Origin of the sequence: Escherichia sp. E10V10, from assembly GCF_004211985.1 — a bacterium.
In the GTDB taxonomy this organism is placed as follows: domain Bacteria; phylum Pseudomonadota; class Gammaproteobacteria; order Enterobacterales; family Enterobacteriaceae; genus Escherichia.
In genome coordinates, this window is record NZ_RHJO01000016.1 from 46,956 (window position 1) to 58,822 (window position 11,867).

At 50.9% G+C, this 11,867-nt stretch carries 11 protein-coding genes; 2 read left to right on the top strand and 9 right to left on the bottom strand.

Going from position 1 to position 11,867, the window contains the following annotated elements:
- Both D9736_RS17060 and D9736_RS17065 read left to right on the top strand, forming a co-directional pair.
- A complete protein-coding gene (locus D9736_RS17060) occupies positions 1–2,307 on the top strand; it encodes a hypothetical protein (RefSeq protein ID WP_130258791.1) in 2,307 nt (768 codons plus the stop codon).
- A 210-nt stretch (positions 2,308–2,517) separates the two neighbouring features.
- The gene (locus D9736_RS17065) at positions 2,518–3,573 is read left to right on the top strand and encodes a YiiG family protein (RefSeq protein ID WP_130258792.1); all 1,056 of its coding nucleotides are present in this window, start codon (positions 2,518–2,520) and stop codon (positions 3,571–3,573) included.
- Between the two features lie 164 nt (positions 3,574–3,737).
- Here D9736_RS17065 and araD read toward each other — a convergent pair whose 3' ends face one another.
- The 9 genes from araD to yiaK all read right to left on the bottom strand — a co-directional run bounded on the left by araD (position 3,738) and on the right by yiaK (position 11,793).
- Positions 3,738–4,433: an L-ribulose-5-phosphate 4-epimerase gene (gene araD, locus D9736_RS17070; RefSeq protein WP_130258793.1), complete on the bottom strand. Its 696-nt coding sequence runs from the start codon at positions 4,431–4,433 to the stop codon at positions 3,738–3,740.
- On the bottom strand, positions 4,427–5,287 hold the full coding sequence (locus D9736_RS17075) for an L-ribulose-5-phosphate 3-epimerase (protein WP_130258794.1): 861 nt from the start codon (positions 5,285–5,287) through the stop codon (positions 4,427–4,429). The genes araD and D9736_RS17075 overlap by 7 nt, the downstream gene beginning before the upstream one ends.
- Complete coding sequence (gene ulaD, locus D9736_RS17080; RefSeq protein WP_130258795.1) at positions 5,280–5,942, bottom strand: 3-keto-L-gulonate-6-phosphate decarboxylase UlaD; 663 nt, start codon at positions 5,940–5,942, stop codon at positions 5,280–5,282. The genes D9736_RS17075 and ulaD overlap by 8 nt, the downstream gene beginning before the upstream one ends.
- Positions 5,939–7,435 (bottom strand): L-xylulokinase, encoded by a 1,497-nt coding sequence (lyxK, locus tag D9736_RS17085; protein ID WP_130258796.1) that lies wholly within the window; start codon positions 7,433–7,435, stop codon positions 5,939–5,941. Before lyxK ends, ulaD begins: the two co-directional genes overlap by 4 nt.
- Positions 7,436–7,438: 3 nt before the next feature.
- Positions 7,439–8,425, bottom strand: a complete 987-nt coding sequence (gene yiaO, locus D9736_RS17090) for a 2,3-diketo-L-gulonate TRAP transporter substrate-binding protein YiaO (RefSeq protein ID WP_130258797.1) — start codon at positions 8,423–8,425, stop codon at positions 7,439–7,441.
- A gap of 12 nt (positions 8,426–8,437) precedes the next feature.
- Positions 8,438–9,715 carry a 2,3-diketo-L-gulonate TRAP transporter large permease YiaN gene (gene yiaN, locus D9736_RS17095; protein ID WP_130258798.1) on the bottom strand — a complete coding sequence of 426 codons (1,278 nt, stop codon included), beginning with the start codon at positions 9,713–9,715 and terminating at the stop codon, positions 8,438–8,440.
- A 2-nt stretch (positions 9,716–9,717) separates the two neighbouring features.
- On the bottom strand, positions 9,718–10,191 hold the full coding sequence (yiaM, locus tag D9736_RS17100) for a 2,3-diketo-L-gulonate TRAP transporter small permease YiaM (protein ID WP_130210018.1): 474 nt from the start codon (positions 10,189–10,191) through the stop codon (positions 9,718–9,720).
- A 124-nt stretch (positions 10,192–10,315) separates the two neighbouring features.
- The gene (locus D9736_RS17105; RefSeq protein WP_130258799.1) at positions 10,316–10,783 is read right to left on the bottom strand and encodes a YhcH/YjgK/YiaL family protein; all 468 of its coding nucleotides are present in this window, start codon (positions 10,781–10,783) and stop codon (positions 10,316–10,318) included.
- 11 nt (positions 10,784–10,794) lie between these two features.
- On the bottom strand, positions 10,795–11,793 hold the full coding sequence (gene yiaK / locus D9736_RS17110; protein WP_130258800.1) for a 3-dehydro-L-gulonate 2-dehydrogenase: 999 nt from the start codon (positions 11,791–11,793) through the stop codon (positions 10,795–10,797).
- Positions 11,794–11,867: the final 74 nt, after the last annotated feature.

Here is an 11,867-nt window from a genome sequence, read left to right on the forward strand (position 1 = left end):
ATGGATACATGGGAGTGGTACAACAAATATAGTCAGGAGTTGCGCGATGCCGGGCAAGAATATATTCCGCAGCTTATTGATGATTTTTCAGAAAGTGTTTTGCACCTGCAAATAGAAAAATGCGATTCGCTATTGCCGGAAATGAAAGCGCTGAATCAAGTAGCTAAAAATCCGTGGCTGGAAATATTTATCGGTCACTGGGAGATGCGTCATCGCCTGACTAACTATGAAGAAGGCGAAAAAGTGCTGCCAGACGTGGTAGCGCTGTTTGAAAAAGCGCACCGGGAAGAGGCGAAGGATTGCCCGCAATCCATTTGCGTTACCCAAGATTTATCAGCCTGCTACGAAAATATCGATGGTCCAGGCTGGGCGAATGAACGCATGGCAGTATGTGAAGAAACCATTGCGCGCATTGATCCGACCTGGAGCTGCTTTATGTGTTTATCCTGCGAGTATGCCAGTGCACTGGTGGACTCCAACAAAACAGAAGAAGCGTTGGTTTATATCGACAGGCAAATCGAGGCGGTGAAAGCAGCGGGGAGTGAATATTTAGAAGCGCTGCTGGCAACACGCGCTGATATTTTGGTTGCCCTTCAGCGCTACGATGAAGCTCGTGAACTGATTGATGAACTGGCAAAAGAGAATGATTACTGGGGCCGTGATCGCATCAATTATCATCTCAAAAAACTGTACATTATGGCGTTATGCGGGCAGGACGAAGAAGTCTGGGAAGAATTACCGCGTTGGTCAGATCTGACCCCCTATTCATGGGGCATGTGGGTAAAGATTATTACCGTACTGCTTCCTCGCCATCCACAGAGAAACCACTGGCAGCTGGCGCGCATCATCCAGACAATGCTGGATCAACGTTCGCAGGCCGGGGCGCACCGCAAAGCGGTTGATCTGGCAAAACTGCAAATCACTCTGGCGCTGGAGCGTGAATCCGTCTGGGTGGCCAAAATGGCGATGAAACAGGCCCAACGGCACATGCCGAAATTACGTTCGTTAGTGGGCGTTGATCGCGAGTTTCTCGAACTTAGTGAAAAAATCGCCGCCAAAGAGGCGGAGTTGCTTGCTCGTCCGGTTGTAGAAGTCCCTGAAAATAGCGATGAAGAAACGCAGCCAGATCCAGAAAAAGACGTAGAGATATTCCGTCGCGCTTATCTGAACACGCCAGATGATGCGGAATTGCTGGGCAAACTGGTCAATGCGTTAAACGCCTGTAATGCGATTAATGAGTCGATCGAACTTCTGCAACGCCACGTTGAAAGCCATCTTCAGGAAGATAACGGCCTTTGCTTCGATCTGCTGGATCTCTTGCTTAACCGTGGCGATCAGCAAGCGATCGAGCACCTGGCGAAGCTGTATGAACAGGCGGGTCTGCTACATATGGCACTGTGGTTCCGTGCGCGGGTGATCAACCAACAGGAAGACTGGAGTGAACTGGAGTCGATTGGGCAACAGTTGCTGGAAAACGAAAAAGGGCGTGAGTGGGTCGGCGTTTATCGCATGTGTTCCTGGGCAGCACAAAAACAGGAAGCCTGGGAGCGACAGCTGGATTATTTACAACAATTGCAGCAACTGATGATTAGCCGTGAAGAAGATATTCGTAATCTCCAGTGGGATATCATGGCGACCGCCAGCATCTTACAACAGTGGGATCTGGTGCGTGCTATTGCTGCAGAACTGGAAATCGAACTCACGGAAGGCGAAGGTTATATCGACGAAAAATGGGGGCTGCTAAACATTCGCTTCCGGGAAAATTACGAATACCGCTATTACTATGCTCAACGCATTGGGCCGGTAACAGCAAGGATTATAGAGCCGACTTACCGGACCGATTTCCCGCAACATGTTGATGAAATAGTGGTTTTCGATGCAGAAATGTTGAATACCCGACCTGAAGACGAAGAAGAGCAGAAGAATTTCACGCCACTTTATGGGTGTCTGAAAACCATTATCCCGACCGAGTACGGCGAGTCCTGGTTCTGCGAAGGTGTTACGCCTGATGAAGAACAGTTTAATGCCTTCCGTGAGGCGCTCCGTGAACGAAACTGGTACTACTGGAGCAACAGTAATGATGACTATACGTTAACCGATAGTCATCAGGGAGAAGGCGCTGATCCGCTGCCCGCATTCTATTTTGTTATTAGCGCACCGCGTTCAGTTTCTAAAGGTGATATCGATAAGACCTTGCACGAATTGACCGCTGACTGGGAACATCCGTTGTGCTGGTGGCGTCTTGCCAAAGAAGCCGGCGCGAATGAAGAGAAACATGCTGCTATTGCCGAACGCTACGGGATGTAGTGCGTGATTAATGGCGGGGGAGATGACACTCCCTCTCGCCAGGGTTGTGCCGTTAATTAAAATAAGTCCTGTGATTTAGAAATTAAATTACAGGACTCATTCATTTTGTGAATATTATCAATTTATTTATAAACAAAACGCGTGTAGTGACATTTTCTTTTTTCATTTATTATATTCACTCTCTTATTTATCTATTTATAAGGCAATTAAATGAAAAGGAATTTATTATCTTCCGCTATTATAGTCGCTATAATGGCCCTCGGTATCACTGGCTGTGATGATAAAAAAACCGAAACAGAAACTCCCCCGCCCGCCAATAGTCAACCTGCCGCACCCGCTCCTGAAGCGAAACCTACTGAAGCCCCCGTTGCAAAAGCAGAAGCTAAACCTGAAACACCTGCGCAACCGGTGGTCGATGAACAAGCGGTTTTCGACGAAAAAATGGATATCTATATCAAGTGCTACAACAAGTTACAGATCCCGGTACAGCGCAGTCTGGCGCGTTATGCCGACTGGCTGAAAGATTTTAAACAGGGGCCTACCGGTAAAGAGAGTACTGTTTATGGCATCTATGGCATCAGTGAATCCAATCTCTCTGAGTGTGAAAAAGGCGTAAAAAGTGCTGTGGCGTTAACACCTGCGCTGCAACCTATTGATGGCGTGGCGGTGGGTTATATCGATGCTGCCGTGGCGTTGGGTAATACTATTAACGAAATGGATAAATATTACACTCAGGAAAATTATAAAGACGATGCGTTTGCCAAAGGGAAAACGCTGCACCAGACATTCTTAAAAAATATTGAAGCCTTTGAACCTGTAGCAGAATCTTATCATGCGGCAATTCAGGAAATTAATGATAAGCGCCAGCTTGCGGAACTGAAAAATATTGAACAAAGAGAAGGGAAAACATTCAACTACTACTCTCTGGCGGTCATGATTTCAGCGAAACAAATTAATAACCTGATATCGCAAGATAAGTTTGATGCCGAAGCGGCAATGAAGAAAGTGACTGAACTTGAAACGCTGGTGGCGCAGGCCAAAGACGCGGATAAAGGTGGCATGAATTTCTCGTTCATTAATTCGGCAGATCAATATCAGCTCGAGGCTAAAAAATATGTTCGCCGCGTCAGAGATAAAGTCCCGTACTCTGACTGGGATAAAGAGCAACTTCAGGATGCAAACTCAAGTTGGATGGTCGAAGACTCTTTCCCGAGAGCGTTACGCGAGTACAACGAAATGGTTGATGACTATAATCGCCTGCGCTAAACATTTTTGATTTTGCTGATCAATGTAATGTCGGATACGGCAGTGGACATCAGCCTGACCGAGCCATCGCAACAGACGAGCTGCTAACCGAAGTGGCAGTGTTGTGCGGATACGGGAGCATATCAATTCATAGTACCGGGGCGATGAAGCCCCGGCGTGAGAGATTATTGCCCGTAATAAGCATTGGCCCCATGCTTACGCAGGTAGTGTTTATCCAGCAGTTCGTTTTGCATGGCAGGAAGCTGCGGCGAGAGCTGGCGTGAGAACAGTCCCATATAGGCGCATTCTTCCAGTACTACGGCATTATGCACCGCATCGGCGGCATTTTTTCCCCAGGCGAACGGGCCGTGAGAATGCACCAGCACCGCCGGAATTTGCGCTGGACTCCTGCCGCGCTCTTCAAAGGTTTCAATGATTACTTCACCGGTCTGGTATTCATACTCGCCGTTGATCTCCTCTGCGGTCATCTGGCGTGTACAGGGGATTGCACCATAAAAATAATCGGCGTGCGTGGTGCCCCAGGCGGGGAGATCCAGCCCGGCCTGCGACCAGATGGTGGCGTGGCGCGAGTGGGTATGCACAATGCCACCGATTTCGGCATAGCGACGGTAGAGTGCCAGATGCGTTGGCGTGTCGGACGAAGGCTTTTTGCTGCCTTCCACCACCTTACCGCTGGCTATCTCAACCACCACCATATCGTCGGCGGTCATCACGTCATACTCGACGCCGGAAGGCTTGATCACCATCCATTGCCGCGTCTCGTCTACCGCGCTGACATTGCCCCAGGTGAACGTCACCAGATGGTGAGCGGGAAGCGCCAGATTCGCCGCCAGCACGTCGGCTTTCAGTTGCTCTAACATAGAAAACCAGCCTCCTGCATACGCGCTTCAATCCACCGCCGTGCCTGAATAATCTCCAGTACCGGCTCGTTGGCTTTTTCGGTCCACATCTCAATCAGAAATGATCCGCGATAGTTCAGCTCATGCAGTGTTTTGAAGATGCCAACGAAATCGACGCAGCCTTCGCCAAACGGCACGTCGCGGAACTGTCCGGGGCTTTGCTCGGTAACGGGTTGAGTGTCTTTCAGGTGGATCGCGGCGATACGGTCAATGCCCAGTTTTAGTTCAGCGGGAACATCATTGCCCCAGGCGCTGAGGTTGCCGACGTCCGGGTAGACGGTGAACCACGGCGAGGCGAGCATCTCGTCCCATTTTTTCCATTTGCTGATGGAGTTCATAAACGCGGTGTCCATAATCTCCACCGCCAGCATCACTTGCGATGCCGCCGCCTGTTCAACCGCCCACGCCAGCCCTTCAGCAAAGCGTTGCTGCGTGCCTTCGTCATGGTCTTCGTAATAGACGTCGTAACCCGCCAGTTGAATGGTACGAATGCCGAGATCGCGCGCCAGGCGAATCGCTTTACTCATGATTTCCCGCGCCCGTTCGCGTACCGCCTCGTCCCGGCTGCCAAAAGGAAAACGGCGATGGGCAGACAAACACATTGACGGAATGGCAACACCCGTTTCGATCATCGCAGTGACCAGCGAAGCCCTTTGCGCGGCGCTCCAGTCAAGGCGTGAGAGCCGTTCGTCGGTTTCATCCACCGACATTTCGACAAAATCAAAACCGCAGCTTTTTGCCAGCACCAGCCGCTCCGGCCAGGAGAGATCTTTCGCCAGTGCTTTTTCATAAATCCCTAACGGATGATTACGCACGTGCGCCTCCCCAGATAGCGTCGATTTGTGCATGGAAATCGCCAGCTACCTGCGCTGGATTTGCTGCGCCTGCCAGCGCCCGCCCGGCTATAAACGCTTTCACGCGGATATCTTTAAACAGCGGCAGGTCAGCAGGGGTAATCCCGCCAGTAATCGAAAGCTCAAGGCCGATATCGGAAAGCGCTTTCATGCGTGCCAGATCGGCCTCGCCCCACTGTTGCCCGCTGGCCTGCGCATCGCGACCGCGATGATAAATGGCCTGCCGCACGCCAATACGATGCCAGTCGCGGGCGTCGTTCAGCGTCCAGTTACCAAACAGCTCTATCTGAATTTCACCGCCGCAGTTCTGCGCCATGGCGTGGCCTTTTTCTACCGTGGCGAGCGGCGCGGCGCAGATGATGGTCATCCAGTTAGCACCTGCGGTAAATGCTTGTTGAGCGAGTGTTTCACCAGCGTCGGCGACCTTCCAGTCAGCAACGATGATTTTCTCCGGGCACTGTTCGCGCAAGGCTTTCACCGCGCCAAGCCCTTCGTTTAAGCAGAGAATGGTGCCCGCTTCAACAATATCGACGCTGTCTTTTAACAGCGTAACGTCGCGCTGTGCGGCCTCAAGTGATGAGTGGTCGAGGGCCAGTTGCAGAAGTGGTCTGCTCATAATGTGTGCTCCTTGATGCGGGTGTGATAACCCTGAAGTGCGGCAATGAGATGCTGATAGCGTTGGTATTTTTGTTGGTAAAGCTGATGCGCGGTCATATCCGGCAGCAGGGTGCGTACCGGGTGCTGTAAGCCTCGTTGGGCTTCGCTGAAGTTGTGATAAACCCCGGTGCCGACGCGGGCGGCAAGCGCCGCGCCAAAACAGCCGGTTTCTTCAACCTGCGGCAATTCGATTCGTAAGCCGCTGACGTCCGCCAACATTTGCATCCAGACATCGGAATGCGCCGGGCCGCCAGTGACGCGCAGGGTGTGAATATCGGTAAAACGTTCGCGCATCCGGTTGAGATGGGTCATATGGCTGAACACCACGCCTTCATAGATGGCCTGCAACAGGTGCGCGCGGGTATGAATGGCCTGCATCCCGTAGAAACCGCTGGTCATCTCGAGTCCGGCGTTGCTGCCGTACAGGAACGGCAGGAAAAAGAGATCGCCACTGGCTTTCGGCAAGCTGGCAACGGCCTGGTTAATCTCATCAAACGAGATTTCTCCCCACTGTGCGGTAAACCATTCGAGATTGCCGGAAGAGGTGGGGCTGGCTTCGTGAACGATAAATTCACCGTCATTAACGTAGCGGCCATAGACATACGGATGCGCTTCACCGTCACCTAAACCGTGGGTTATGCCGCTGGTCACCGCCCAGGTCCCCATCACCGCATTGAGGGTGAATTCGTCTTCGATCCCGGCGCAGAGTGCGGTGGAAACCACATCAAACAGGCCGCCGACAACGGGCGTACCCGCTTTCAGACCGGTCAGGGCGGCTGTCTGGGCGGTGATCTCCCCGCAGATTTCGGCAGATCCGACAACAGACGGCAGGGCGTGATTGATTTCAGCGATCCCCAGCCAGTCGGTGAGGCATGGGTCATATTCCCCAAGACTCATGTTGTAGAGATTGGACTCGGAAATATTGCTCTCTTCGCAACCTTTGACGCCGGTTAAACACCAGCGCAGGTAGTCGTGCGTCATCATCACGCAGCCAATTTGTGTGTAGCGCTCCGGTTCGTGCTCTTTTAGCCAGCGTAACAGCGACACCGGATGCCCGGTCCATAAGGTCTGTCGGGTCAACGGGTAGAGTTTTTCCGGGACGCCATCTTCCTGCCAGCGACGAACGATTTCCATCGCCCGGCGATCCGAGGACAAAATGGCGTTACCGAGCGGCTTGTTGTTTTTATCCAGCAAAAACAAGCCCTTTCCTTGTGCGGAGATGCCGATACCGACAATTTGTTCCCCGCTAACGCCGGAATGGGTAAGCAGGGCGCGAATGACAGCCATGCAGCATTGCCACAGTTCTGCCATATCGCGCTCTGCCCAACCTGGCTGCGGGCTTAATGCGCACAGCGGCAGGCGCTGCACGCCTGCCTCCCGGCCTTTGCGGTCATACAGCCCGGCTTTCAGCCAGCTACCGCCACAATCTAACCCCAGCCAGTATTGCGTCATGGTTTATTGCACCTCATCCACGGCTTTCAGCAGATCGGCGCCCTGCGGAACATCTTTAACAAACATGTCGCGAACCTGGTTCCCCAGCGCATCGCTAAAGGCTTTGCGATCGAGATCGGTGATGACTTCTACGCCCGCGTCTTTCATGCCGTCGATGATTTTTTGCTGATTTTCGGCGACTAGTTTGCGCTGGTAATTACCCGCTTCTTGCGCGGATGAGATAAGCACTTGCTGGAACTCCGGGCTTAAGCCATCAAACTTCGCTTTGTTGATTACCACCAGAAGCGGTGAATAGGCGTGGTGTGTCAGAGAAAGATACTTCTGCACTTCATAAAATTTTGCCGACCAGACGACGTTGATCGGATGCTCCTGGGCGTCGATGGTGCGGGTTTCCAGCCCGGTATAGACTTCGGCAAACGGCATCGGGATCGGGTTAGCGCCAAAGACTTTGAATGCTGCGATATTCATCGGGCTATTGTTGGTGCGGATTTTCAGCCCTTTCAGGTCGGCAGGCGTTTTAACCGGTGCGCGCGAGTTGGTGACATCGCGCCAGCCGTTTTCCCAGTAGGCCAGTACTTTCAGTCCTTTACCTTCAAGGGAGGCTTTCAGGTCATCACCGACTTTACCATCAAGCGTTTTATGCGCATGGGCGGTGTCGCGGAACAGGAAAGGAACGTCGAGCAGGTTCATCACCGGCGACAACCCGGCGAAGTTATTCGAGCCGGACATCTCCATATCAATAGTGCCGCCGCGCACGCCGCTAATCATCGCCTGTGCGTTACCGAGAGTGCTGTCCGGGAACAGTTTTAATTTCAGTTCGCCTTTGGTTCTCTCCTGTAATAATTCATTGAATTTTTTCGCCGCAATATGTTGTGAATCGGTTTGTGAGGTTTCATAACCGAAACGTAATGATTGCGCCGCCAGTGAAGATGTACTGAATGCAGCCAGGCCAGCAATGAATAATGCGTAGGTTACAGAGCGTAATTTCATAATATTTTCCTTTTAATTAATCCATTTCGAAGGGAGGATGATGAGATCGGGAATAAAAATAAATGCGGCTAATAAAGAATATAAAACCAATACGTAAGGGAAAACGCCTCTGACTGCATCATCAAATTTTAATCTCGCCACACCTGAAATAACGTTAAGTACATTACCGATGGGGGGTGTAATTAAGCCGATTGAACAGTTGATGATAAACATGACACCGAAATAAATCGGATCAATGCCAGCCTCTTTAACTAAAGGCATTAATACCGGAGTGAGAATTAACACGGTTGGTGTTAAATCCATAACCATGCCGACGATCAAAATTGCCAGCATAATCACGATAAACAACAAACGTGGTGAATCGACCAACGGTTGCAGTAAATCAGAAACCATCATCGGCAGTTCAGCAATGGTAATCAGCCAGGCGGAAACTTGTGCCGAGGCCACCAGAAACATGACCACAGAGGTCGTTTTCGCTGCGCCAATTAGCACATGCCAAAGTGTGGCGAAGGTCATTTCACGGTAAATAACTGTGGCGACAAACAACGCATAGAAAGCAGCAACGGCCCCGGCTTCGGTAGGGGTAAACAGACCGGAGCGAAAACCCCCAATAATGATGACCGGAAGAAACAGCGCCCAGATACCGGAGACAAAAGAGTGCCAGATTTCCTGCATTGTCGCTTTTTGCTGGCGGGGTAAATTAAGACGACTGGCCTGCCACCACCAGGTGAGCATCAGCGTTGCGCCCATCATAATGCCTGGGGCAATTCCTGCCATAAACAGTTTGCTGATGGACAAACCACTGGAAACGCCAAAAATAATAAATGGAATGGAAGGTGGAATAATGGGAGCGATAATCCCGCCTGAGGCAATTAGCCCCGCGGCCCGGTTGACCGGGTAGTTGGCGCTGCGCATCATCGGCACTAATAGCGCGGCAACGGCGGCGGTATCCGCAACGGCAGAACCGGAAAGACTTGCCATAATCATTGCCGCCAGAACACCCACGTAGCCCAACCCGCCAGGTTTATGCCCAACCAGTTTCATCGGCAGGTCAACAATGCGTTTTGACAAGCCGCCCGCATTCATGATTTCACCCGCCAGCACAAAGAATGGTATCGCCAGCAGGGAGAAACTGTCGGCTCCGTTCACCAGCGTTTGTGCCATGATCTGGACATCAAACATCTCCAGCCAGAACATTAACGCTGCGCCACATAACAAAAGTGCCCAGGCAATAGGCAAACCGATAGCAATGCCACCCAACAGGCAGCCCAGAAAAATCAGCACAGCCATGATTAAGCTCCTTGCGGTGGTGGCGTAACAGAATCGCTGCGCGAGATGAGTTGATATAAATGACGCAGTTCAAAGAAAGCGATAACAAGGCTGGTGGGCAGGCAAGCGGCATACATCAGGCCGATGGGCAAACCGAGGATCGGTGAATAATCGCTCCAGTCCTGAATTGTTTTTAGCGTTGCGCCCCAGGCCAGTGCACCACAAATAAATAAGATTAAGGAATGGGTGACCAGAGCGACTCGTCGCTGCCAGGCTGGAGAGAGTTTCTCTACCAGAAAGGTGACCTGAACGTGGGCGTTATCCATAAAAGCCACAATTGCGCCAATAAATGTTAACCAGACAAATAAATAACGCGATAATTCATCTACAGATAAAATACTTGTCTGAAAACCATATCTTAAAATAATATTTACAAACACAATACAGGAGAGCACGGCGAGATTAATCGCCAGTATTGCTTCAAGTATTTTCTTCATAGCTATTCCTTTAGGCTATACCCGTCATACTTCAGATTGCATGTGATGCGATTTGAAATATTTAGGGTATATATATTTAGCGCAATGACATTACCTTGTCGTTCTGGCGTAGAAGAGTCTTCGGTTAATCCAGCGCCGTTAATGCGACCTTAACCACAACTTTTCGTATCTCAGAGGCTGCTTCCAGAATACAACCTGGTCGATGAACATCCTGAGGGAAGAAAATAGCGTAACTGCCGGGCGTCATTTGAATAAATGATTCGTTTTCGCAATGGTGATAAAAAATAATATCTCGTTGCTCTAATAACGACTCACTGACTTTATTATTTCCCGTATCAATGGCAATGCCAATTTTCTCTTCGCCCCACGCCAGATATTGAATATCAATATAGCGACGATGTACTTCTGGGCGATTTTCCTCCACCTGGCGCGTCGTTAAGTCGATAATTTGCGCAAAAATATTCTTGCCGTCGATTTCGACAACGCCCGGTTCCAGGGCGTTGAAGTCGGTAGCGCGCAGAAAATCGAGCGCCTTTTCAATGGCAGCGGGTAAACGGCACGGATTAGGCTGCGTGATATGTCCAGATATCATGGTCTATCTCCTTATAACGCCTGAATTTTTGCCCATACGCTGTCGTCAACGGTAATACCGTTACGGCGGTTTTCGGCCAGCAGGGTAGTAAATTCGTGGCCGGGTAAGCGAATGGCCTGATTTTCGTCAGCACGCTCGGCACTGGTAACGTAATCCATGATGCGTTGTAGCTTGGCGTCGCGGGTGGTGCCTTCGATCAGTTTGTCTACTTCAATGGCGATAAAGATTTGCGAAATGCCGTATTCGTCGCTGTTATCCTGGGTGACTTCAGCAACTGATGCGCCATCAGAAAGGAGAGTAGCGATCATATCCAGCACAATCGACATGCCCGAACCTTTCCAGTAGCCCATCGGCAAAATGCGGCGATTTTTCTCGATAACGCCAGGTTCTTTGGTCAAATTGCCCTCATCATCAAAGCCACCATCTACCGGGAGCTGACGACCTGCCAGGCGGTTAACTTCTAACATGCCGTAGGAAAACATCGACATCGACATATCGACCATGGTGATCGGCGTGGAAGGAATGGCTACGATCAGCGGGTTAGTGCCGATGCGACACTCTTTTGCGCCCCACGGCGGCATCACGGCGATGGAGTTGGTCCAGCAAATGCCAATATAGCCTTTTTCCGCCGCCTGCCAGCCGTAGCTGCCGCCGCGCATCCAGTGATTGGCGTTACGTAACGCCACCAGGCCAATTCCGTGACTGGCAGCCAGTTCGATGGCGCGATCCATCATCTTTTTCGCCGTCAGGTTGCCGATTGAGCGCTGAGCGTCCCACTGTTCAATCGCACCGAGGCTGGTCACGCGTTTGGGTTGGGCGTCAGGAATGATATCGCCGTTATCCAGTTGTTGAATGAAGCGGGGGAAACGATTTACACCGTGGGAATAAACGCCGGACTCGGTGGTGCGGGCGAACATTTCCGCGCAGGCATCGGCAGTTTCGCTGCTAACGCCACGTGAAATTAAGACCTGATTAAAGGCCGCTTTTAACTGCTCAAATGTCACTTTCATCCCTGGCTTCCTTGTTTTTTTTGATCGCTTTTTTGTCTTTAAATTTCAATATGCGAAATTTGATTTCAAATATA